The organism is Planococcus faecalis (assembly GCF_002009235.1).
Lineage (GTDB): Bacteria > Bacillota > Bacilli > Bacillales_A > Planococcaceae > Planococcus > Planococcus kocurii.
Genome location: NZ_CP019401.1, coordinates 887,983 through 911,247, shown reverse-complemented (window position 1 = coordinate 911,247; position 23,265 = coordinate 887,983). Strand labels below are relative to the sequence as shown.

Below are 23,265 nucleotides of genomic sequence, written 5' to 3'. Positions count from 1 at the left end.
AAAGAGAGAAAGGATTCTCTCTTTTTTGAGTTAATTATTTTTTTACTGAGCATCCAGAATTTCATTTAATAGATCTTGATACTCAATTGTTTCGTAAACTGGCTTTACAGCTTCCTGGAATGGCGCTGTATCAATATCTTCTATTATTTCCATGCCATTGTCTTTCAATGTTTGAATCGATTCTTTTTCCATTTCTACGATTAATTCACGCTCTCTTGCGCCTGCTTTTTGTCCTTCTTCCACAACAATGTCACGCAAATCTTCTGGCAATTCATCGTATGTTTGCTGACTCATCATATAGATGGCTACAGAATAAACGTGACCTGTTAAACTCATGTATTTCTGGTTCGCATCATACAAACTAAACTGGTCAGCAACAATTGCTGGGTTTTCCTGAGCATCTACTACACCTTGTTGCAATGCTGTAATTGCTTCTGTCCAAGCCATTGGAGTCGGTTGTGCACCAAGTGCTTCAAAAGCAGCTAAATGAATTTCATTTTCCTGCGTTCTGATTTTCAACCCTTTCAAGTCTTCCGGTGTTTCGATTGGACGTTTTGCATTGGTAATGTGACGGTAACCATTTTCTCCCCAAGACAAACCTATTATACCATTTTCTTCCATTTTAGCGAATAATTCATCTCCTATATCACCTTCTAGAATTTCTACTGCCGATTCCCGGTCTTTAAATAAGAATGGTACATCTAAAACACCTAACTCCGGCACAAAGTTCGTAACAGGAGCAGTTGAAGATACCACCAAATCGACAGTTCCAAGACCCATACCTTCTGTCAATTCTCGCTCAGCTCCAATTTCACTGTTTGCGAAAACTTCAATCGTTACTTGACCGTCTGTCCGTTCTTCAACAGCATCAGCCATTTCCAAAAGTCCCAGATGGTACGGATGATCATCCGGCAACGAATGCCCTGCCTGCAAAACAAATTTTTCTTCTGAGTCTTTTCCTCCTGATGAAGAATCACTATCAGAATCACCGCATGCCGTTAAAGCCAATGTACTTGCCAACATTATTGAAACAAATCCAAATTTCTTCTTTGCCATCTTTGTTTCCCCCTTTTTTCATCTTGCTCTAGCGCTTTAATAGATTCTACTTTTACAATAAAAGAAATTGTCTATAAAAAGACAAAATATTCCGTTTTTTATATTTTATAAAAATTTAGCGGGATGCAGTATCCCGCTGAATTCTGTTTATACTTGTTCAAGCAAGCGAAAATGCGCAGTGGATGCAGAACGTACTAATGCAGTGACCTACCTTACTTATCGATTCAAATAATCGGTTACTGCTCCTTGAGAAGAGCAAGATACATTATGCGCATATTTGCCAAGTACGCCTTTTTTATGAAGTGGCGGTGCTACCCAGTGTTTGCGACGTTCTTCTAGTTCTGTTTCGGATACTTCCATCGAAATTTCCTGCAAGTCAGAATCGATCGTAACAATGTCTCCTTCTTCTAGCAAGGCGATTGGTCCGCCAACTTGTGCTTCTGGTGCAATATGTCCAACTACGAGGCCGTGGGTTCCGCCTGAGAAACGTCCATCAGTTAATAACGCTACAGATGCATCCATACCTTTCCCAACAAGAATTGCCGAAATTGACAACATTTCTGGCATGCCTGGTCCACCTTTTGGTCCCACGTAACGAATAACTAGCACATCGCCTTCGTTTATTTCATTTGCCATTACAGCTTCTGTTGCTTCTTTTTCTGTATTGTAAACGCGAGCTGGGCCCGTATGACGTTTTACTTTCACGCCCGAAACTTTTGCTACGGCCCCACTTGGAGAAAGGTTTCCTTTCAAGACGATTAAAGGCCCATCTTTACGTTTTGGCTGTTCAAAAGGCATGATGACTTTTTGACCTTCCTTAAGAGCTGGTGCTTCCTGCAGATTTTCTGCTACCGTTTTACCCGTAACCGTCATGCAATCTCCGTGAATATAACCTCCCTCAAGCAACATTTTCATCACAGCTTGAACGCCACCGACCTCGTGCAAATCCTGCATGACGTATTTGCCGCTCGGCTTCAAATCAGCCAAATGGGGTACCCTTTGTTGTAGGCGATTAAAGTCGTCAATTGTTAAGTCTACTTCGGCTGCATGAGCAATCGCCAATAAATGAAGAACCGCATTTGTCGATCCGCCAAGTGCCATGACAACGGTAATCGCATTTTCAAAGGCTTTTTTTGTCATAATATCTTTCGGATATATATCCAGTTCTAAAAGATTATGTACTGCTGCTCCAGCCTTTTCGCAATCAGCTAATTTCGCTGCTGATACTGCCGGATTAGAAGAACTTCCTGGTAAACTCATTCCCATTGCTTCAGCAGCAGATGCCATCGTGTTCGCTGTATACATGCCGCCACACGATCCAGCTCCTGGGCAAGCCCCACATTCAATACTGCGAAGTGTATTGTCGTTGATGTCGCCGTTATTATGCTGACCTACACCTTCAAACACTGAAACAATATCAATATCTTGTCCGTTATGGCGTCCTGGAGCAATGGTTCCTCCGTAAACAAAAACAGCTGGAACTTCAGAGTTCGCAATCGCAATCAAACAGCCGGGAATATTTTTATCACAGCCCCCAATTGCGACTAACCCATCCAAGCTTTCTGCTCCTACGACTGTTTCAATTGAATCGGCAATCACATCTCGGCTGGAAAGAGAATACTTCATGCCTTCTGTTCCCATTGAAATTCCATCAGAAACAGTAATTGTATTAAAAATAAACGGGACGCCTCCAGCATCTCTAGCACCTTTTTTCGCGCTAATCGCTAAGTCGTCAATATGTATGTTACACGGTGTCACTTCACTCCACGTACTAGCGACGCCAATCATCGGCTTTTTAAAATCTTCGTCTGTTACACCTACTGAACGAAGCATCGCTCGGTTAGGTGCTTTCATGGCTCCATCAAAAACCTTACTGTTGATGCGCAAATCCTTTTTCATAATTATCCAATCCTTTCTTTTCTATTTATTATAGAACACATTTATCAGAATTCAATGAATAAAAAAATAATAGTTAGATATTTTTTTATTTGTCTAACAAGTCACAAATGTATCCGTTTTCATGTTATTATAACGTACTCACTCTTGATGTATGCAATATATAGCTTTATAATTACCATGTCTACAATAACTTTTTAGACATTGAACTGCAGATTTTTTTACATGCCTCTTCACGCACTTGTCATTTTACCTTTTCTAAGACCTTGAACACCGGTCGGAATTCTGAGTAACAGGAGATGGTCTTTTGTTGATTCGCGAAGCCAAAAAAAATGAGTTTTTTTTACTAAAAAAACAACGACTTGCTTCCTATAAAATTCACAAAGAAAAACTATCATCAAAACAATGGGCTATGCTAGAAACTCATTTATCTTCTGACATTAACCACCAGCCAGGCGTTGAAGTGTTTGTTGCAGAAATGGATGGGCAAATTGTTGGGAGTGTAGCCTTATTTCCTGCTGACTCCAAATCCTACGCAGGAACTTCCCAAGCAGTTGAATGTCCTGAGATTAGAATGTTGGCTGTCAATCCCGATTTCCGTTCCCATGGAATCGGCAAGTTGTTGGTCGAACATTGCATTGATATTTCTAAAATTCGCAAACAAAAATTCATTGGTCTATATACTGGCTGTTTCATGAAGCACGCCATTGCACTTTATGAAAAAATGGGATTTGAGCGAATTTCTTCACTTGATTTTTCACCTTTAGATGACGGAATTTTCGTTAAAGCTTTCCGTTTTTATTTATAAACCAACAAAACAAGCCACAAAGCTATCTTGAAACGATGGCTTTGTGGCTTAGTAACTTCAGTAAATTTCTTTTTTCAAAAAGTAAACACAGGCTTCGTATGGCTGTAATACGCCTTTTTCACGCTTGTCATAGTTACTTAGAAGAAGTTCCGCATCGTAAGGGGTATTCCACGTACAGACATGTTCACTTAGATTTGAAGCAATGAGCATTTTTGTGTATTGATCTTCACGGATGTAGGCGTATACATCTGGACATCCAGAATCCGCTAAATCGGTCGTCCCATAAATCAGAACCTTCCAGTTTTGGCGTAAATGAATCATTTTTTTATAGTAGGCCCAAATAGATTTCGGGTCATCTTTTTGAGCCTCTACATTCAACCATTTGTAATTTGGGTTTACTGAAAGCCACGGCGTAACTGTAGAAAATCCAGCAAACTTCTGATTGCTCCATTGCATCGGTGTCCGAGCATGATCTCGGCTAATTTTCTTAATAATTTCCATTACTGCTTCGTGAGACAGTCCTTCTTGTCGCTTATACCGATAGATGTTTTTTGTTTCGATGTCTTCGTACATGTCAATATCATCAAAGGGTGCGTTGGTCATCCCAATTTCTTGACCTTGGTAGATAAAAGGCGTGCCCTGCATGAAAAAGTACATACAAGCTAGTGCTGTAGCGCTTTCGAACCAATAATCTTGGTCATTTCCCCAAATAGAAACTGTTCTTGGGCGATCATGATTTTCCACATAAAGAGAATTCCACGCAATGCCATATGTTGCTTTTTGCCAACGGTCTAAAACCTCTCGTAATCCCTCTACGTTTAATCCGCTATTCAAACCACCACTGGCCGCTTTTATCGCTTCTAGTTGGAAAATCATATTGAACTTCCCTTCTTGCTCACCGATCCATAGCCCCATATTTTGTGATGTGACGCTATTCGCTTCGCCTATCGTGACAATATCATTATTCGAAAAAACGCGATCTCGCAGCTCTGCCAATATGTCCTGTAACCCTTCTACGTCAGTAAATCTTTCCCAAGCAGGAACATAAGGAGAAGATTGAGAAGGAGGCATGTCCCGATAATCTTTTTTCAGATGATTACTGGCATCTACGCGGAAGCCATCCACTCCTTTAGCTAGCCACCAATGGCTCATCTCGTATATGGCATTACGCATAGCTTTATTTTCCCAGTTTAAATCTACTTGGTTTTTAGTGTAAATATGCAAATAGTATTGCGCTGTCTTGGGATCAAATGTCCAGGCCGGCCCTCCGAAAATACTTTCCCAATTAGTTTGCTGATCACGCCATACGTACCAATCACGCTTTGGATTATCTTTAGAGGAACGGGATTCTATAAACCACGGGTGCTGATCACTCGTGTGGTTCACTACTAAATCAAGAATAAGTCTCATTCCTCTTTTATGCACTTCCTCTAGCAAGCGATCAAAATCTGCCATCGTCCCCATCTCTTCCATAATCGCTTGGTAATCACTAACGTCATACCCGTTATCAATATTTGGAGATTGGTAAATCGGGCAGATCCAGATGATGGTAATGCCCAGTTCATCCAAATAATCTAGTTTTGCTGTTATGCCATTTAAATCGCCCATGCCATCGCCATTCGAATCGTTGAAGCTCCTTGGATAAATTTGATAGACGACTGCTTCTTTCCACCATACTTCCTTCAACGTCATCTCCCTCTTCCCGATACTAGAATGTGCTGTTGTTAAACCGACTTTCTAAATCTAGTTGAGCATACTTACAGGCTGCCATTGAAATTATGGAATGATTTATTATTGGTTTATATTCAATATTCTGATGAAAATCCCTGCAATTAAAATTTGGTTTTGGCTCGTAGCCTTCTTATATACAAAAAGCCACCAACAATAGATGTCGGTGGCTTTTTTCTTTTACTCAGCTTTATAGTTTTCAAATACCTTGGTTGCAAATCCAGCAACATAATCACTGCCACCGTTTTCTTCAATTGATTCAATCATCATCGCTAAAATAAAATCCGGGCTTTCGGAATCATAAGCAACAAAAAAGCCATTTTCTTGTCCTTCTTCTCCAATCGCACCTTTCAACTCAGCTGTACCGGTTTTGCCAGCAATCTTGACCGTTTTACTGTTTGCCGATTGTGCATAGCCATCTACGACGACATTACGCATCCCAGTGCGGAGAACTTTTGCATTTTCTGCGCTAAGCAATCCTTCTTTCCAAACTTGGCTTTTTTCTTCATCCATAAACAATAACGGTTTGTACATCGTACCGTCCGTTAAGAAGGGCTCATACATAGAAGCCAGGTGAAGGATATTCGTCAGCATTTGACCTTGACCAAATGATGTATCGGCCAACTGTCCTTGTGACCCGAGTGTACCTTCATTTGAAATTTGAGACGATTGCAATTCTAAAGCAAAGGGAATTTCTTCTCCGAAACCAAAGCGCTGCAAACCAGAAACAAATGCTTGATTGCCCATTTCAAGTGCTTGTCGTGCAAAGTAAATATTGTCGGAATAGACTAACGCTGTATTCAAATCAACTGGATTCGGTGCTTCTGGATGAAGACGAGTAACTCGGTAATCTCCCCAGGAACCGTCTTTTTGCCAGGTTGCTCCATCAATCTGTAACCCAACTGATGGTTCTAGTGTTCCTGCTTCCATTCCGATTGCTGCCGTTATAGGCTTGATTGTTGACCCCGGTGCATAGGCTGCACCAAAACGATTGAATAACGGATTTAACGGATCTTCACTTAGTTCTTTAAAGCGATCCTCGCTAATCCCTAGCATGTATTCGTTTGGATTGTACGCTGGTGAACTGACCAATACTAAAGTTTCTCCTGTTTTTGGATTGACCGCAGCACTTGTGCCAGCTTCGCCTTCCATCGCTTCATAAGTGGATTTTTGCAATTCGGCATCAATCGTTAGCACAACGGTTTCTCCATCTTTTGCGGGAGTTTCAGCGATCGTTAACTCTTCTCCTGTATCGCCTTGTTTTTTAATCAGAATTTTTAGACCATTTTCGCCACGAAGACGTTCTTCAAGCGTTTGCTCAAGTCCTCTTCTACCAATCAAGTCCGTAGACGTATACCCTTGGTCTTTAAGTTCTTCTAATTTTTCGGCAGTCATTGGTCCGATATAACCGCTTAAATGGCCAAGAGCTTCTCCATATGGATATTCGCGCATAGTTGTTTCTTGATAAGTTGCTCCTGGAACAGCTTTTACTTTCTCCAGTAATTGCGTGTTGTCTTTAGCTACTTTTGATATGGGCACGAACTGATTTTCTTGAACCCAACTTTGGTTTAATTTTTCGTCTATAGATGCTACTGACACTCCCAAAACTGTGGCTAGTTCTTTTTTAGCAGATGCATCTTTGAAGTTTTCAGGAACCACACCCACGTTATAGCCTGTTCCATTAATGGCAATTGGTTGTTCATTGCGATCTAAAATTTCACCGCGCTTTGCACGTGTTGCCGAGACACGAACTTCGTCTCCTGTTGCCAATTGCTCAAAGATAAAAGAAGGATCCCATTCAATAAACCAATCTTCTTTGTCTTCTGCTGTTTCATACAACAAAGTCATATTTTTTTCAAACTCGATTGGTCCAGCCATCGTATCCATCTTCACCTGTACCGGAAAATCTGCAGGTTTTTCAGTATCCCAGTTTTCATCTTTCGAGGGCTTGGTATAAGTCACTTCAATATTTTCAATTGCCAAGTCTGTATACAGTTTTTGCTGTCGTTCGACAAAATCTTCTGAAGCATAAGCTTCTTTCGTGCCTTGGTTTAAATACGTACTGTACATTTCTGAGAACTCTTCCTTGTTCCAATGCCCTATGTATTCCTTCAGCCTTTCTTCAGGTGACGCTTTTGGTTGACAACCTGCAAGAAAAACCAAGAAAGCCAGTGCTAGAATGACTGCTAATTTCTTAGTCACATGATAACCCCCAATTGTTTTCTTCATTTTACCAAAAAAAAACAATAAGTTAAAAGAATAAAAGCTCTAGAGTAAAAATGACTCGAAGAATCGCTTTTTTCTTGCTAACTTTTAGCGTTAAATTTATCTTGTGATCAGCGTAATGGATTTCTGTTTTTTTGCTTATTGCATTAGCTGGCTGCGCAATTGCCGCTTTAAATATGGTAAACTGATAAACAAATGATAGGAGGATGAATATGGTTGAACTTACATTTTCAGAGTCAATTGGAGCAGGTTTAACACTTGAAAAAAGAGCGCATTTAAAACAGATTCACGAAAACCTTTACAACAAAAAAGGGAAAGGCTCTGACTTTCTTGGGTGGCTAGACTGGCCGAGCAAACTCGATGAAGAGTTTTTGAAGAAAGTTGAAAAAACAGCAGTGGAAATTCAGAATAAGGCAGATGTATTAGTAGTGATTGGTATTGGCGGATCTTATTTAGGCGCTAAAGCTGTGTTGTCCGCACTCGCTCCTTATTTCAGTAAAGAATCAGGACTCGAAGTGGTTTTTGCAGGTCACCAAGTTAGCGGTGAGTATTTAAAGCAATTGCTTGCTCATCTTGATGGCAAACGCATAATGGTCAATGTGATCTCCAAATCAGGGAAAACAACAGAGCCTGCTATCGCTTTTCGCTTCCTAAAAGACTATATGGAAAAGCGCTACGGCCAAGAAGCAGCAGAGCGAATTATTGTAACGACTGATGCTGAAAAAGGTGCTTTATTAACACTTGCTGAAGAAAATGGTTATAAACGTTTTGTCGTTCCTGCTGACGTAGGCGGACGCTATTCTGTTTTCACTGCTGTTGGACTTGTTCCGATTGCCGCTGCGGGTTATTCCATACGCGAGTTGATGGCTGGAGCTGCAAATGCAGAAGAACTTTACAACAATACGAACTTTGATGACAATGCAGCAGCACAATATGCAGCAGTTCGTCACCAGCTTTATGTAGAAGGCTATACGACAGAAGTAATGGCAACATTCGAACCGAAACTATCGTTCGTTCAGGAATGGTGGAAGCAATTGTTTGGCGAAAGTGAAGGCAAAGAAGGCAAAGGTATTTTCCCGGCATCTGTTTCCTTTACAACCGACTTGCATTCGATGGGACAGTATATCCAAGATGGCAAACGCAATTTGTTTGAAACTTTCTTACTCGTTCAAGAAGCAAACGAAGACTTGTCGATTGTTGAAGCTGAAAATGACGACGATGAATTGAATTATATGGCGGGACTTTCTTTACAGGAGTTTAATCACGTCGCGTACAAAGGAACATCAAGTGCTCACTTAGACGGTGGTGTACCGCAGCTTAGTTTAACGATTTCTAAAATCGATGAATACCATCTAGGTCATTTATTGTATTTCTATATGCTTTCATGTGCCTACAGTGCATATATGCTCGATATTAACCCATTTGACCAGCCGGGCGTAGAAGACTACAAGAATAATATCTTTAAGTTATTAAATAAACCAGGATTTTAAAATTATAGCAAAAAGCTGACTTGTAACGAGTCAGCTTTTTTTGATTGTATTTTTCTCCTTTTAAATGAGTTAACCATAAAAATAAATAAGTTGACTTAAATAAATCATCTCTTTATACTCAATTTATATGAAAAAAGTAGGAGGAAATATAATGACCACAACGACGACTAGATCGGCTAATCACTCCCGCACTCTGCAATTGGTACATATCGCGTTATTTTCTGCCTTAATGGCCATTGGCGCAAATATTGCTTCGTTTCTGATTATCGGTGGCGTACCAATTACGCTTCAAACTTTCTTTGCAATTTTAGCAGGCATTCTTCTTGGTAGTCGCATGGGTGCCGTTTCTATGATTGTTTATGCATTTATCGGTCTTGCAGGCGTCCCTGTTTTCGCAAAATTTTCTGGTGGCATGGACACGTTGATTAGTCCAACTTTTGGATTTATTGTGTCTTATGTTTTTACCGCTTATTTAGCTGGACTCATTGCTGAAAAATGGTCTACTAAAAAAGGATTTGTTATTGCGGCACTCGTCGGCATGACGGTCAATTATTTGTTTGGTACCAACTGGATGTATGCAGCCTACAAATTATGGTTTGCAGCGCCTGAAGGCTTTACGTATAAAATGGCTTGGGCTTGGATGGCTGTACCGCTTCCAAAAGATTTAATCCTCGCTGTACTTGCCGGTTTGTTCGGTTATCGTTTAAAACCTATTATTCAAAAATACCTTTAAAAAAACCCGAATGCCTCGGTGGCATTCGGGTTTTGGTTTTATTATCTGCGGCGTGGTTGTTTGAATGGAGCTGCTTTCCATTGCTCTTCTAACCATTTTTCGAAATCTTCGCCTTTGTCGCCTTTATACGTATCGTAAATATCGCTACGCATTTTTTGCAACTTTTCTTTAAATTCTTCATAGCTATGCCCTACTGGCAAACTTTTTTTGATTCGCACAAGTACTTTAGAAGTGTCTTTGATCAAATCAAATTTCTTACGCTCTGGCATATGAACGTTTTCACCAAAGTTTTTAAGTTGTTCATAAGCAGCTTCTTGTACTTGATAAACAGAATCGTGATTCATGCGATGTGTCAAAAGGTCGATTGTTGGCTCGCTCTTCCAGTTACCAAGCTCTTCAACCGCAGCCAAACGCTCTTTCCAGTTAGCCTGCCGGTTCGCCGCTTTTTTCAATTCGTCGTAATTCGGTGGTAAATTCGTCGGTTTGTTATCAGAGTTGCTGTTCGTTTGTGTCAAAATTTCATTCTCCTTTGTTTATGTCCCTTTGCGGGAAATAACGTAATGCTCTCCGTTGGCGGAACAAGTTCCTACCAGTATACCATCATCTAGAGCAAAAGGAAAAAAGTCGATTATTCATACTACAGTTTAAGTAAACTCTTTAATAGCGCCAATTAAACGATCTACCTCTTCTTCTGTACTATATGGAGCAAGACCTGCACGCACCCAGCCACCACTGTCATTGACGCCTAGAACCTCACCAAGTGTCGATGCGTAGAAATGACCTGCGGCAACAAAAATACTATGGTCTTCAGCTAGCTTTTTGCAAATTTCTCCTGGTTCAACACCAGCAACTTGGAAAGCGACTGTCGGCGTTTTGGGTACATTTGCTGCAGCTTGTGTAACTATCACACCTTCAATAGCTGATAAGCCTTCCCGCAATCGATTTGCCAAACTGTTTTCGTAACTTTCAATATGCGCCACACCACTCAAAATACGCGCTCTTCGCGTTTCGCCTTCTCCAAAACCTGCAAAAAACTCAATAGCTGGGCGAATTCCGGCAATGCCTTCATGATTTTGCGTACCGGTTTCTAGCTTATCTGGGTAATAACTTGGAGAAGTGGTCAATTTGTACGGCTCCAAATCTTTGAAAATTTCCTCTTTGATTGCAGCGATGCCGATATGCGGTCCAAAGAACTTGTAAGCTGAGCATAATAAAATATCAATTTCCATGTCGTCTCTGTCCATCGGTACATGTGGTGCAGCATGAACAGCATCAGCTATTAATAGGGCTCCAACCTTTTTTGCTCGTTCCGCAAACGGTTTAAGATCGACGATTGTGCCAATCGCGTTAGATGCCATCCCAATAGCGACAATTTTTGTCTTTTCATTGATGAGTTCGTTTAATTCTGTCAAATCGAGTGTTTTTGTTTCAGTATCAACTTTGACCCAGCGAACCGTTAATCCTCGATCTTCTGCCATCATGATCCACGGATCGACATTGGCACGATGATCCATTTCAGTGACCACAATTTCGTCACCTGCTTTGAATTTTTTACCGAGTGCGTTGGCGATGGCAATCGTTAATGTTGTCATGTTCGCTCCAAACGCTATTTCCTTGGCTTGGACATTTAGAAAGTCTGCGACCGCAAGTCTTGCTTCTGAAATCACTTCTTCTGTTTCCCAACTAGATGGAAAAGCACCGTGGAGATTACCTCCGCCTCTTTCCATATAACGAGCGATTGCTTGAATCGCTGAACTGACAACTTGCGATCCGCCTGGACCATCAAAATAAGCAACCGCTCTCCCGTTATAAGTTCTCGTTAAAGCCGGAAATTGTTCACGTACTTTAGCAATTGGATAATTCGTTGTTGTGGCTATTTTCATGGCTTGCAGCTCCTTTTCGAGTAAGGTACTGTTACCGTATTCAATTTTCGAACGCAATTCCCTTTATTTTTTAATGTTTTTGAAAATACTGTCCGATTGGGAGCAAATACTGTCCAGTTCACGCTAAATACTTGCCAAACCCGATTTCAACCAAAAAACGCCGCTTATCGCGACGTTTAAACAGCTTTTTGACAGACGACGATTTCCCGCAAGAACAACCCTTTTTTAGCAATACAGCGGTCAGTGATGGCAAATCCCGCTTCTTTGATCATATGATCCATTGTCTCGATCGTGACGACCACTAACTTTTCAGTAATCGGATATGCAGCTTTTAAAATCCCTAATTGGTCTGCGGGCGTTGCGTGTGTGTATAGGTTATACGGCATATCAATGATGGCCACGTCATAAATAGCTTCGACTTCCGCAATCGGGCCTAGTGCTACTTCACCAGTCAATCCAAAATGAGCGATATTTTCTCTAGATCCATCGACAACTAGCGGATTCATATCACGCCCAACAATGTCGATTCCCATTGATAGTGCTTCCACTAAAACTGTACCAATACCACAACACGGATCAATGGCTTTGATACCTTCTGGTTGTGGTACGGCAATATTAGCAACTGCGCGAGCAACGCGCGTACTTAATGCCGTTGAATATTCGCGCGGTTTTTTCATATGCTTAAACCAAACAGGCTCGCTTTGAAGATAGCGCCCGAGATACCAGCGACCTTCAAAAGGAATCAACCCAAATGTTACATCTGGATGATGGACGTCTGCTTCACCGGTAATAGCGGAACCAATTTCTCGCTCAATGTTTCGTTTACCTGAATAATCAACTTGGTCCTGCTCAGTCAAGCCATTGATTTTCAAAAAAATGACCTTGAATGTTAACTGGTCCATATCTACTTCTGCTGATTGTCTCAAAATTTCTTGCAAGCTATCACCTTCAAGCAATACTTCAACTCGTTCTTTAATAAACGGGCTCCGACTCGGATCGATTGCGACTCCGCTTTTGATAATTTTGCTACTGGTGTCTTTTTCGAAAAAAGATCGCATTTCTAATTGACATAAATTTTTTTCATCATTTGTATAAGCATACGTGTAGATGTAATCGCCTGTTGCAGTTAATTGTTTCAATTCATCCCGTCCTTATCTGCCCTTTTGTTCAGGACAACATCTCCTAAGTATAGCAGAATTCTTCAGAAGTTAGTCGACTTGCAGGTCATAATTTGCTTCAATGACTCGAATGATTCCCGTGATCATTTCATTATATGGAGTTGGTATGCCGTGGTATTTGCCAAGTTTGGATACAGCGCCATTGATCGCGTCAATTTCTGTTTTTCGCTTATGTAGAATATCCATTAACATAGAAGATTTATTGGTGGCAATTTCTTCGTTGCCCATTTTTATGCACTTGGCGATTGTCTGTTGTGCGTCTACAGAAACACCTTCCGCTTTAGCTACCTGCAGTGCTTCTGTTATGATACGTTCGAGCAACTGTTGTCCTTCATTTGTATGGAGAATATCACCATTTCTCAAGCGCGTTACTGCCGTCAATGAATTAAAAGCAACGTTAACAAACAGTTTATTCCAAATAACGGTTTGAACATCTTCTGCTAACTCCGTTTCCAGACCGGAGCAATTCAACGCTTCGATGAATCCTCCTATTTTCTTTTGAGCAGCAACATCTTTAGAATGACCAATCCAATTTTTCCCCCAGCCCCGGTGAAGAATCCGTCCAGCACTTTCTACACTAGCACCACAGCCCATCGTACCGGCAACCACAGGATTGTTCGGGAAAATGGCTGAAATAGTTTCTAAGTTTCCAAGACCATTTTGCATGGTCACAAATAAGGTATTCACAGAAAATGAATCCTTTAATTGGGTTAACACATTTTTCGTAGCATGCGTTTTCAACATCACTAATACAAGATCATACGAAGCACCTGAAACTTCGTGTACGACTGTCAAAGGAACCATTGTCTCCTGGTTATCTCGTTCAACAATCGTTAATCCACTTTGATTGATTTTATCAACATGAGAATTTCTCCTATTATATAGAAAGACATTAGCTCCTTGTTCTTTTAAACGTCCCGCGAACAAACTCCCCATTGCTCCCGCTCCGATAATTAATACATTCATGCAATCCCTCTTTTCTATCTAACTTTAGCGACTTTATATGAAAAATAGTATAGTTAATTTTGGAAGATCGACAAGCAAAATTATTCAGTCGATATATCTAGCATGAATATACCACATAAAAAAACTCCTTGCTTTTACAGTCTTTTTAGATTATCCTACCTTATTAGTAAACATAATTAGAGAGGTTGGGATCGTATGGAGCAATTCGATCAATCCCTCGAAACATTCATGGATAACGTCGGTTGGTTGGCACCGCTTCTTTTTATACTTTTGCATTTATTACGGCCACTGTTATTCATACCGGTTATCGCTGTTTGTATTGCTGGAGGCTACCTTTTCGGATTTTTTGAAGGAGCTCTTTTGTCGTTTATCGGCTTAACGTTAATGAGTTGGGTATCTTACGTATTAATCAATAAATTTCCGAAATTCCAAGAAAAAATGGGGAAATTGAAAGATAAAATATTCCCCAATCGCACTTTGTCTGTTGCTCAAGTGATGATTCTTCGGATTATGCCTTTTGTTCATTTTCATTTATTATCTTGGTACTTGATGGAAATGACTAAGTCACTTAAGGAATACATGGCTATTTCTGCTCTTGGATTAATTGCACCTGCCATTCTGTATACCGCATTTGGGCAGTCTATTTCAGAGTTTCCTTGGTATGTCACCGCAAGTATGTTCATATTGCTTGCAGCGATATTCAGCTTTATTGAAAAATGGCAGAATTCTCGTCCGCAGTCTGATTAAATAGAGGCAGTCCGTAGTAGAACTATGGCACTGATATCTACGATAGTTAACGAGTACAACTTAAAGTTGTGCTTTTAATTTTCTTAATTACAGGGTATTACATGTCATAGATGATTGATAAAGGAGAATGATTATGCCCGTTTTCACCCACAACGGAATCGAATTATTTTACGAAGATATCGGAGAAGGACAACCGCTTCTCTTGCTTCATGGACTGACAAGCAATTCAGCGATGTTTTATCGCGAAATGGACTTTTTCAAAAGTGAACACCGCATTATTGCATTGGATTCACGCGGACACGGCAATTCCAGCCGTCTTGAACAATACACTTTGCAAGATCATATAGACGATGCCCTTGCTCTTCTTGCTCATCTCACACTTGATGCGGTTCATGTGATTGGTGTATCGATGGGCAGTTATATTGCACAGGGAATTGCAGCTCAACAACCGGAAAAAGTTGCAAAGCTTGTACTAGTTGCGACTAAATCTTACGGCGAACAATCCTCTATGGCTGAGCTTTTTGATCGTTATCCTGAGGAGTTTGACGGTTTGAGCATTCTTGAAAAATTCAAGACTTCCTCTAGCTATATCTATCACAACCAAAATCGGATTGATGAATGGCTCAAAAAAACGGCTCAAAAAAGCCGTCAATTGACTATGAAAGAGCAAGCTATTGCAGCGGATGCTTTAAAGAAATTCGACTTTCGTCAACAACTTCCCCAAATTTCTGCCGAGACATTGATCATTAGCGGCAAATTCGACGGATTAAACCCGCCTGATAAAGGACGCGAAACAGCAATTGCCATTCCCGATGCTACTTTTATGGAATTTAAACGTTCTGGACATGCACCAAATGTGGAGCAACCCAAACTTTTCCTTGGAATTATTGAAAATTTCCTTGACTAATCTGCCCTAGCTACGTCTATAAAACGACAAGAAAAACCCGTTCGGCACCTATTATGCTGAACGGGTTTAGTTTATTGAGCGGTATAGCCACCATCTAGCACAACAGCTTGTCCCGTAATACCTGACGCTTTGTCACTAGCTAAGAACATCGTATAATCTGATACTTCTTTTACCGCCAGTAGACGCTTTTGAGGAATTAAAGGATATAGCACTTCTTCAAATACTTTTTCAACTGGCACTTGACGCGTTTTTGCTAAATCGTTCATCTGATTTCGGACAAGTGGCGTGTCGACGTAGCCTGGACACATGGCATTTACGGTAATGCCATGCTCAGCGCCTTCGAGTGCTGCAACTTTCGTCAAGCCAATGACGCCGTGCTTGGCACTATTGTATGCAGCTTTTCCTGCAAAACCAACAAGTCCATTGATGGATGCCATGTTAATGATGCGTCCAGAACCTTGTTTTTTCATAATTGGGAAAGCGTGCTTTGTCGCGATAAACGGTGCAATTAACATAATCCGAATCAATAATTCATACTTCTCTGTTGGAAATTCTTCAATCGGTGAGATATATTGCATTCCGGCATTATTGATAAGAACATCCAGTGAGCCATAATGAGCAACTGTTTGTTCAATAACATTTTTAATATCTTCTTCATTTGTTACATCGCATTTGATGCCGAGGCAATCCATCCCTTTGGCTCTCAAAGTTTCTGCTGCTTTTTGTACTGCATGCTCATCAATATCCGATAACACAATTTTTGCTCCAGCTTGTGCAAAGTCTGAGCTGATTTCATAACCTATTCCACTAGCGGCGCCTGTTATCAATACTACTTTGTTGTCTATCATCATTTGTTCCCTCCGTAGCTGTTGTTAAATTCCAAGTCCTAGTGAAAATAAAATGATGGCAATTGCAAGTCCCAGTAACGGAACAATGACTGTCACAGCACCAACAGGTCCATAAGCGGCTTGATGTGTTTCGCCACAAATCCCTCGAATCGTTGTAACGACGTACCCGTTGTGAGGTAATGAATCAAGTGCTCCTGATGAAATAGCAATTGTTCGGTGAAGCGCTTCTGTATTAACACCCATATCGATATAATGTGGTGCAAGAAGTGGCAAGGCGATAACTTGCCCACCTGAAGCGGATCCAGTTAGTCCAGCAATGACGCTGACAGCAATCGCCCCACCGATTAATGGGCTTCCGGGAATACTTGTCATCGCATCTACTGCTACTTGGAACGCTGGGACAGATTTGGCAACACCACCAAAACCAACGACAGCCGCCGTATTACCGATTGCAATTAATGCACCGATTGTTCCATCTGATAAAGCTTTGCCTAGATTAGAAAAATACGTACGGTTCAATAAATACGTTGTCAAAACGCCGCCTAGTAAAGCAATAATCAACGCAGATGTTTTTAATGAATCATGGAAAATAAAGGAGATTCCAAGAACGACAACTAGTGGGATTAAGCCCATAATCGGGTTCGGCAATTCTCGATTCTTAACAACTGGATCTGTTGAACGGGCTTCAAAACGCTCGCCTTTCTTAACAGCTTTACTAATCATGCGTTTTAACCACCAGTAACCAAACACGGCCATAAAGACAGCGACTAAAATACTAACTTCCCACCCTGCATACGGGCTCGTCTTTAAGTAGTCAATCGGAATCCAGTTTTGAATTTCAGGTGAACCCGCGGACGTCATTGTGAATGTTACTGAGCCCAAAGCTAAAGCTGCAGGAATAAAGCGACGTGGAAGATCGGCTTGTTTGAACAAGCTAAGCGCCATTGGAAAAACCGAGAACGCGACAACGAACAAACTCACTCCACCATAGGTCAAGACAGCACAGGCGATAACAATCGCAAGTACAGCTTTCGATAAACCAAATTTCCCAACTAACCATCTTGAGACGCTATCAGCAGCTCCACTATCTTCCATTACTTTACCAAAAATTGCACCGAGTAGGAACATCGGGAACCAAGCAGTGATAAATCCAGAAAAACTAGTCATATAATTTGTTAATAGGTTTGCTTCTCCTTCTCCTACCAATTGCGGAAATAATGGTAGTCCGCTGAAAAGTGCTACAAATAATGCGGACAATGGACCCGCAATCAATAAGTTCATACCTCTCATCGTTAAAACAATAAGAAGTACCAGTCCACCAACCATTCCAATCATACTCAACATTTAAAATCCCCCTTTTCTTTTACTTACCAAATGAAAACGCTTACTTACTTAATTTCATAAAGTGATTTAAATTTCTGAAAATTTAGAGCTGTTTGCTTTTATTAGTGTACAACTCTCTTAAAGATAGGTAAAATGAATAATTACTATAAGTTCTATAATAATTAGTTATAAGTAGAGGAGAATAGTATGGATATTCGTCAATTAACGTATTTCGTTGAAGTTGCCAAACATCGAAGTTTTACAAAAGCTGCACTTACTCTTCACGTGACACAGCCAACTTTGAGTAAAATGGTAAAAAACCTAGAGGACGAAATGGAAGTTATGTTGTTCGATCGGTCAGCCCGTCAAATCAATTTAACTGACGCAGGCGTTGTTGTTTATGAACAAGCTCAGAAAATCATTCACAGTATTGATGATTTATCGGCTTCTCTGTACGATGTCATGAATTTGAAAAAAGGCAAAATAAAAATTGGTCTTCCACCAGTTATCAGTACGTTATTCTTTCCGACCATCATCGCCGAATTTCAATACGCTTATCCCGACGTTACCGTCATTCTTGCAGAAGATGGTGCCAAAACAGTAGAGAGAAAAGTATACGAAGGCGAAGTTGATTTGGGATTTGTTATGCTGCCAGTTGATCAAGAAAAATTCGATGTCGTCCCCTTTGTTGACCAAGAAATTAAATTGCTCGTTCACGAATCACATCCTCTTGCCTGTCACGATGTTATTGATTTAATTCATTTTAAAGATGATCCATTTTTGCTCCTTAGCAAAGAATTTACTTTGAACAGCCGAACGATTGAATTTTGTATAAGTGAAGGATTTACGCCCAAAATTGCCTATGAAAGTTCGCAATGGGATTTTATTGTCGGAATGGTAGAAAAAAACTTAGGTGTTACGTTAATGCCCAAATTGATTTGCGACCGCGTTAAAGATGGTCCATTTAAAATGATTTCACTGACTCATACTTTTCCTTGGAGACTGGGCATTATTTTAGCGAAAAATCGCTATGTCCCTTATGTATCGCGAGAGTTTATTTCTTTAGTAGAAAAGTTACCGATTGTTTGATACAAAAAAGGAGCCTCCACTTGGAAGCTCCTTTTTTGCTTATTATAAGAAAACAATAATCGCCAACACTGCAGCCAAGACCAATCGGTAAATAGCAAACGGCATAAGCTTTATGCGAGAAATCAGTTTTAAGAAGAAACGAATGGAAATTAACGCAAAGACGAAAGCAGATACGAAGCCGACGACGTAAAAGGATAAATAATCCATCGATAACGTATCCCAGTTTTTCATTACCGATACAAGGCTCGCCCCAAACATAATCGGAACAGCCATGATGAACGTGAAGTCCGCCGCAACTCGGTGATTTAACCCAAACAACACACCACCTGAAATTGTGGCACCAGAGCGAGAGAATCCCGGCCACAGCGATAAGCATTGCACGAGGCCTATTTTCAATGCTTGAAAATAGGTAATTTCATCTAAAGAATTGACTGTTGGCTTTTTAGGTCCGAACTTGTCTGCAACAATCATCAAGATGGCTCCGGCAACTAGTGCATAGATGACGGTCTCAACACCAAACAAGTGATCATCGATTAAATCCTTAAAAGCAAATCCGAAAATCACTGCTGGCAGCATGCCAATAATAACGTGTAGTAAATTGAAGCTCGAGCTTGCTTGTTGACCCTCTATTTTATAAAGGCCTACTAAACTGAATAGACGTTTCCAAAAGACCACAACAACTGCCAGTATTGATCCTAGCTGAATAACAATTTTAAATGTATTCGCTGGGTATTTCCCTAAAAACTCCTGTGATTTTAACCACATGTCATCAACGATGATTAAATGACCTGTAGAAGAAACAGGAGCAAATTCTGTCATCCCTTCAACAAACCCTAATATTAATGCTTTTAACAAGTCAAACCATTCCATGTAAACGAATCCTGCTTTCTGTAATAAAATAAATGCTGTATCTATTATACGGTCAATAAAGGCGTATGAGTTGCTGAATTTTTGTCATTTTGATTTTCTTTTTAAAGCATTTGTACTGCAACGATTAAGAAAGAACGTATAGACTTTTGTTCAATTACTATAGAACGCTGTATTCAGAAAAAGGTTGCATCTATCCCAATAAAAAACGAGATGCACACGTAGTTCAAACTAAAAAGACGTTGCGATATGCTCTTATTAGCACATTACAACGTCTTTCCAGTTATTCTTCTACAAGACTTGCGTAGACAATCAAACGTTCTTCTCGTGTTCCTCGATCAAAATCGTAAGTTCCTGAACAAGTAATCAGTACCAATTCAGGAGAAGAAGTATAGCCAAAAACATTCGAGACATCCGCCAAATCAAGCGCGACAGACTCCATCGTATGAATTTTGAATATCAACGTTCTGTCTTTCCCTTCAACTACCACTTTGTCCCCTAACTGGAGTTTAGAAAGATCCCAGAAAATTGCAGGACCGTCAATACCATCGACATGACCGGCAATTACAGCGCGACCATTTTGACCAGGTTGGTATCCTGGAGAAAACCAACTAACGTCTTCGATATTATCCGGCACTGCCATATCACCATTCTCTGTTACCCCCAGATGTTGGACTTCCGCTTGCACATTAATAGAAGGAATTTTTAATGAACTGGGCTCAATACCTGTTCGCTTTAACCCATTAATCGGGTTTTGGGCTGGAGCCGCCTGCTGGACATCGACTGTAGCCGGTTCATCGAGCGTAAACCCTACGCTTTCTGAACGGACACTTACTTCATCCACAGGTTGCTGACAACCCGCTAACAACAAAAGAGTTGGAACTACCAGGAGCTCTTTATTGAAACCGTTTTTTCCATATAAGCGTACTAGCTCCGATAAGAACAAGCGCTCCACCTAACAACAACCAAGTAGCCTGAGATTGATCAGGCGTACCAAGACCTGTAGTTGGCATGCCGTCCGGTGATCCAGCTGCTTCATAATCAACAAGCGCAATTACTTCCAATGAATCAACCGTGTTTACTGCAAAGACGCTATAAACAGTGTTTGCAGCTAACTCCGTGCCTTCGAGTGGCAACACTTGTGTGCCATCTGGTAAACGGATTTCCAAGTCATAAGTACCGGCATCTAATTCTGCATAATCTGTAATTCCAGGGAATTCTGCTCCACTGAACAAAGCATCTCCACCAATTACACCAACATCAACTGCTGGAGCGTCTGGAGACAAGTGTCCAACGCGTACTTTTGTTTTCCCTTCTGTTACTTCCATTGAATCTTCAGCAACTACAAATTCAATAGATTCCAGCAAGTTTGCTGCAGCAACCGTATAAGCTTTGCCTGCTTCAACAGTAAGGTCTGCCTGCAATACGCCTTCACCCGCTGCATATTCCGTTCCGTTTGCAAAAACTTCTACATCATGTGTTCCGGCTGGCACTTCTAGGTAGCCTGAATCTGCCTTAAATGGTACATTTTCGAGCGTTAAATCACCATTAACATACACATCGACAGCAGGTGCATCTGGTGAAGCGTGAACCACTCTGACTTTAGCAGTATGACTATCTGCTAACACACCAGCAGCGAGCAGTGAGAATACAAGTGCCATAGCAACTGAGAATGAAACTAAAATTTTCTTCATTTTTTCCCCTCCTTCACGTGTGTAGTTTTTGCACAATTATTGTACAACTTATTTATAACCTATTTCCGTTGTTTTTACAACACTAAAATCAGACTATTCTGTTTTTTAAACTAATAGTACTATCCATCATCTACATAACTAGTAGCTTACCCTAAAAATATTCCATATTTTCGCATTTCCTCTCTGTACAACCTTCCTGCATGACTAGCTTACACACAATAACATTTTCCCTATAAAAAAATGGACAGAGTTGCATGACCCTGTCCATTTCTTTTCGCTTACACATAGCGAACTTAACTTGTAATTTCAATTAAAGCTGCAATAGCTATACCGTTCAACGCTTGCGTAGCTAGTTTATCTGCTTCTGAATTCTCTTTGCGCGGTATTAATTGGTAATCAGTTTGAATGCCCAGCTCGTTTATTTTTATTCTATTTCGTTCTATCCAAAGCTTTAATTGTTTTTCTGTTACGAGCCATTCATTGGTCATGCCGTTTATGACAATGCGAGAATCGCCGACAAAGCGAACGAGTTGATGGTGGACTTCTAGCTGTTCCAGTTGCTGCAGACAAAAATACAACGCTGCATATTCCGCTTCGTTATTCGAAGTCAGCTGATCCAATTTGGTATTTGTCCGAAGGCGATACGATTTGCCATGTTGCTCATAGTAAATCACACAACCAAGACCGGCACTTCTTGAAATACGTTCATAACCTCCATCAAAATAAACAATGACATGATGCGGTTCTGTTTCTATTTCTATTTCTATTTCTATTTCTTTTAAGTATGCGTTCACTTCTTTTAACGTCCAGCTACTATCAAAACGATCTACAAAACGAAGATTTTTAGCTCGACCTGTTTGCTCCAGATCTTTGGCTACTAAAATCGCGGCAGCTGCTGGTAGTTCTTCTGAAAAGAAATTCACTTCTGGGCCTTTAGGCGTTTTATGCGTCCACTCTATCCGCAGCTCCATCCGTCGTCCTCCATTCTCTGTAAACTAGTCTACTTGCTCAACTTCTCTTGTACGCACGATTCCCATTCAGTAAGCTCACTAAACGACTACTTAAGCAGCAAAAAAGCCGCCTCCATTGCGGAGCCGGCTGTCTTTATAATGCTTTCTCTTCTAAACGCTTTAAATCATTTTTATGTCCCATAACAATTAATACATCGTCTTGTTCCACCATATCGTCAATTGCTGGTGCGATATTAACATCTTCCTCTTTTTTTATCGCCAATACAATACAATTGAATTCTTTGCGAATGTTTAAGTCAATCAATGTTTTATTGGCCATCTTACCAGAAGCTACTAGCTCGATGATGCTGTAATCGTGGGACAAATCGATGTAGTCGATAATTTTATCCGAATCGACGTGATGCGCCACCCGGATTCCCATTTCTTTTTCCGGCTGAATGACACGATCTGCTCCGACTTTGTGAAGAATTTTCTCATGCTGGAGGTCACGTGCTTTTACCCACACTTTCGGCAAGCCAAGTTCTTTTAACATCAAAGTGCATAGCACACTTGCTTGAAGATTATCTCCGATAGCTACGATGGCATGTTCAAAATTCCGTACGCCTAATGATTTCAGTTGATTTTCATCAGTAGCATCTGCAATCACGGTAAAAGCTGCATACTCTCTTAAGGCATTCACTTTTTCTGGGTCTGTATCTATCGCCATGATTTCATGTCCCATGCTATGTAGCTCTTTACAGACACTGCTTCCAAAGCGACCTAATCCGACGACCACAATCTGTTTTTTCACAGGCTTCCCTCTTTTCTCTCATATAGCTACTTTATTCCCAAAACGAATTGTTTGCAATCGAAGAC

General features: G+C 40.6%; 21 protein-coding genes. 6 read left to right on the top strand and 15 right to left on the bottom strand.

What is annotated here, in order from left to right; genetic code table 11:
• Positions 1-42: 42 nt before the first annotated feature.
• Positions 43-1,056, bottom strand: coding sequence for a TRAP transporter substrate-binding protein (locus AJGP001_RS04475; protein ID WP_058386077.1), 1,014 nt, complete (start codon positions 1,054-1,056; stop codon positions 43-45).
• A 216-nt stretch (positions 1,057-1,272) separates the two neighbouring features.
• Positions 1,273-2,955 (bottom strand): dihydroxy-acid dehydratase, encoded by a 1,683-nt coding sequence (gene ilvD, locus AJGP001_RS04470; protein WP_071153700.1) that lies wholly within the window; start codon positions 2,953-2,955, stop codon positions 1,273-1,275.
• 304 nt (positions 2,956-3,259) lie between these two features.
• Between ilvD and AJGP001_RS04465 the strand changes: the two genes are divergently transcribed.
• Positions 3,260-3,760 carry a GNAT family N-acetyltransferase gene (locus AJGP001_RS04465; RefSeq protein ID WP_078080204.1) on the top strand — a complete coding sequence of 167 codons (501 nt, stop codon included), beginning with the start codon at positions 3,260-3,262 and terminating at the stop codon, positions 3,758-3,760.
• A gap of 57 nt (positions 3,761-3,817) precedes the next feature.
• Here AJGP001_RS04465 and AJGP001_RS04460 read toward each other — a convergent pair whose 3' ends face one another.
• Both AJGP001_RS04460 and AJGP001_RS04455 read right to left on the bottom strand, forming a co-directional pair.
• Positions 3,818-5,452, bottom strand: a complete 1,635-nt coding sequence (locus AJGP001_RS04460) for an alpha-glucosidase (RefSeq protein WP_058386080.1) — start codon at positions 5,450-5,452, stop codon at positions 3,818-3,820.
• Positions 5,453-5,668: 216 nt separating this feature from the next.
• Positions 5,669-7,690 carry a penicillin-binding transpeptidase domain-containing protein gene (locus AJGP001_RS04455; RefSeq protein WP_078080203.1) on the bottom strand — a complete coding sequence of 674 codons (2,022 nt, stop codon included), beginning with the start codon at positions 7,688-7,690 and terminating at the stop codon, positions 5,669-5,671.
• A 230-nt stretch (positions 7,691-7,920) separates the two neighbouring features.
• Here AJGP001_RS04455 and AJGP001_RS04450 point away from each other — a divergent pair, with 230 nt between their 5' ends.
• Positions 7,921-9,204 carry a glucose-6-phosphate isomerase gene (locus tag AJGP001_RS04450; RefSeq protein ID WP_071153701.1) on the top strand — a complete coding sequence of 428 codons (1,284 nt, stop codon included), beginning with the start codon at positions 7,921-7,923 and terminating at the stop codon, positions 9,202-9,204.
• 151 nt (positions 9,205-9,355) lie between these two features.
• On the top strand, positions 9,356-9,937 hold the full coding sequence (locus AJGP001_RS04445) for a biotin transporter BioY (RefSeq protein ID WP_058386083.1): 582 nt from the start codon (positions 9,356-9,358) through the stop codon (positions 9,935-9,937).
• 41 nt (positions 9,938-9,978) lie between these two features.
• Here the strand turns inward: AJGP001_RS04445 and AJGP001_RS04440 are convergent, their stop codons facing one another.
• From AJGP001_RS04440 to AJGP001_RS04425, 4 genes are all read right to left on the bottom strand, one after another.
• Positions 9,979-10,452: a HEAT repeat domain-containing protein gene (locus tag AJGP001_RS04440; RefSeq protein WP_058386084.1), complete on the bottom strand. Its 474-nt coding sequence runs from the start codon at positions 10,450-10,452 to the stop codon at positions 9,979-9,981.
• A 129-nt stretch (positions 10,453-10,581) separates the two neighbouring features.
• Positions 10,582-11,820 carry a cysteine desulfurase-like protein gene (locus AJGP001_RS04435; protein ID WP_071153702.1) on the bottom strand — a complete coding sequence of 413 codons (1,239 nt, stop codon included), beginning with the start codon at positions 11,818-11,820 and terminating at the stop codon, positions 10,582-10,584.
• Positions 11,821-11,996: 176 nt separating this feature from the next.
• Complete coding sequence (locus tag AJGP001_RS04430; RefSeq protein ID WP_071153703.1) at positions 11,997-12,959, bottom strand: TRM11 family methyltransferase; 963 nt, start codon at positions 12,957-12,959, stop codon at positions 11,997-11,999.
• A 69-nt stretch (positions 12,960-13,028) separates the two neighbouring features.
• Positions 13,029-13,964, bottom strand: coding sequence for a ketopantoate reductase family protein (locus AJGP001_RS04425; protein ID WP_071153704.1), 936 nt, complete (start codon positions 13,962-13,964; stop codon positions 13,029-13,031).
• Positions 13,965-14,159: 195 nt separating this feature from the next.
• On the opposite strand from AJGP001_RS04425, the gene AJGP001_RS04420 reads away from it, so the two are divergent.
• Both AJGP001_RS04420 and AJGP001_RS04415 read left to right on the top strand, forming a co-directional pair.
• Positions 14,160-14,711 (top strand): TVP38/TMEM64 family protein, encoded by a 552-nt coding sequence (locus tag AJGP001_RS04420; protein WP_071153705.1) that lies wholly within the window; start codon positions 14,160-14,162, stop codon positions 14,709-14,711.
• 133 nt (positions 14,712-14,844) lie between these two features.
• Positions 14,845-15,618 (top strand): alpha/beta fold hydrolase, encoded by a 774-nt coding sequence (locus AJGP001_RS04415; protein WP_071153706.1) that lies wholly within the window; start codon positions 14,845-14,847, stop codon positions 15,616-15,618.
• Between the two features lie 71 nt (positions 15,619-15,689).
• Here AJGP001_RS04415 and AJGP001_RS04410 read toward each other — a convergent pair whose 3' ends face one another.
• Both AJGP001_RS04410 and AJGP001_RS04405 read right to left on the bottom strand, forming a co-directional pair.
• Positions 15,690-16,466, bottom strand: a complete 777-nt coding sequence (locus AJGP001_RS04410; RefSeq protein ID WP_058386947.1) for a 3-hydroxybutyrate dehydrogenase — start codon at positions 16,464-16,466, stop codon at positions 15,690-15,692.
• Between the two features lie 24 nt (positions 16,467-16,490).
• On the bottom strand, positions 16,491-17,810 hold the full coding sequence (locus AJGP001_RS04405; RefSeq protein WP_071153707.1) for a GntP family permease: 1,320 nt from the start codon (positions 17,808-17,810) through the stop codon (positions 16,491-16,493).
• Positions 17,811-17,996: 186 nt separating this feature from the next.
• Here AJGP001_RS04405 and AJGP001_RS04400 point away from each other — a divergent pair, with 186 nt between their 5' ends.
• Positions 17,997-18,878: a LysR family transcriptional regulator gene (locus AJGP001_RS04400; protein ID WP_078080202.1), complete on the top strand. Its 882-nt coding sequence runs from the start codon at positions 17,997-17,999 to the stop codon at positions 18,876-18,878.
• A 42-nt stretch (positions 18,879-18,920) separates the two neighbouring features.
• On the opposite strand, the gene AJGP001_RS04395 is transcribed toward AJGP001_RS04400, so the two are convergent.
• From AJGP001_RS04395 to AJGP001_RS04375, 5 genes are all read right to left on the bottom strand, one after another.
• Positions 18,921-19,748, bottom strand: coding sequence for an undecaprenyl-diphosphate phosphatase (locus AJGP001_RS04395; protein ID WP_071153708.1), 828 nt, complete (start codon positions 19,746-19,748; stop codon positions 18,921-18,923).
• Between the two features lie 280 nt (positions 19,749-20,028).
• Positions 20,029-20,589 (bottom strand): class F sortase, encoded by a 561-nt coding sequence (locus AJGP001_RS04390; RefSeq protein WP_245830235.1) that lies wholly within the window; start codon positions 20,587-20,589, stop codon positions 20,029-20,031.
• 52 nt (positions 20,590-20,641) lie between these two features.
• Positions 20,642-21,439 carry a DUF4397 domain-containing protein gene (locus AJGP001_RS04385; protein WP_071153709.1) on the bottom strand — a complete coding sequence of 266 codons (798 nt, stop codon included), beginning with the start codon at positions 21,437-21,439 and terminating at the stop codon, positions 20,642-20,644.
• A gap of 293 nt (positions 21,440-21,732) precedes the next feature.
• Positions 21,733-22,410: a reverse transcriptase-like protein gene (locus tag AJGP001_RS04380; RefSeq protein WP_071153710.1), complete on the bottom strand. Its 678-nt coding sequence runs from the start codon at positions 22,408-22,410 to the stop codon at positions 21,733-21,735.
• Positions 22,411-22,543: 133 nt separating this feature from the next.
• A complete protein-coding gene (locus tag AJGP001_RS04375; RefSeq protein ID WP_058386095.1) occupies positions 22,544-23,200 on the bottom strand; it encodes a potassium channel family protein in 657 nt (218 codons plus the stop codon).
• Positions 23,201-23,265: the final 65 nt, after the last annotated feature.

Bases quoted from the DNA above. Each gene is read 5' to 3' on its own strand.
- ilvD (WP_071153700.1), bottom strand. From the start codon at position 2,955: ATGAAAAAGGATTTGCGCATCAACAGTAAGGTTTTTGATGGAGCCATG.
- AJGP001_RS04405 (WP_071153707.1), bottom strand. From the start codon at position 17,810: ATGTTGAGTATGATTGGAATGGTTGGTGGACTGGTACTTCTTATTGTT.
- AJGP001_RS04445 (WP_058386083.1), top strand. From the start codon at position 9,356: ATGACCACAACGACGACTAGATCGGCTAATCACTCCCGCACTCTGCAA.
- AJGP001_RS04400 (WP_078080202.1), top strand. From the start codon at position 17,997: ATGGATATTCGTCAATTAACGTATTTCGTTGAAGTTGCCAAACATCGA.
- AJGP001_RS04380 (WP_071153710.1), bottom strand. From the start codon at position 22,410: ATGGAGCTGCGGATAGAGTGGACGCATAAAACGCCTAAAGGCCCAGAA.
- AJGP001_RS04450 (WP_071153701.1), top strand. From the start codon at position 7,921: ATGAATATGGTTGAACTTACATTTTCAGAGTCAATTGGAGCAGGTTTA.
- AJGP001_RS04475 (WP_058386077.1), bottom strand. From the start codon at position 1,056: ATGGCAAAGAAGAAATTTGGATTTGTTTCAATAATGTTGGCAAGTACA.
- AJGP001_RS04435 (WP_071153702.1), bottom strand. From the start codon at position 11,820: ATGAAAATAGCCACAACAACGAATTATCCAATTGCTAAAGTACGTGAA.
- AJGP001_RS04425 (WP_071153704.1), bottom strand. From the start codon at position 13,964: ATGAATGTATTAATTATCGGAGCGGGAGCAATGGGGAGTTTGTTCGCG.
- AJGP001_RS04385 (WP_071153709.1), bottom strand. From the start codon at position 21,439: ATGAAGAAAATTTTAGTTTCATTCTCAGTTGCTATGGCACTTGTATTC.
- AJGP001_RS04395 (WP_071153708.1), bottom strand. From the start codon at position 19,748: ATGGAATGGTTTGACTTGTTAAAAGCATTAATATTAGGGTTTGTTGAA.
- AJGP001_RS04420 (WP_071153705.1), top strand. From the start codon at position 14,160: ATGGAGCAATTCGATCAATCCCTCGAAACATTCATGGATAACGTCGGT.
- AJGP001_RS04415 (WP_071153706.1), top strand. From the start codon at position 14,845: ATGCCCGTTTTCACCCACAACGGAATCGAATTATTTTACGAAGATATC.
- AJGP001_RS04410 (WP_058386947.1), bottom strand. From the start codon at position 16,466: ATGATAGACAACAAAGTAGTATTGATAACAGGCGCCGCTAGTGGAATA.
- AJGP001_RS04460 (WP_058386080.1), bottom strand. From the start codon at position 5,452: ATGACGTTGAAGGAAGTATGGTGGAAAGAAGCAGTCGTCTATCAAATT.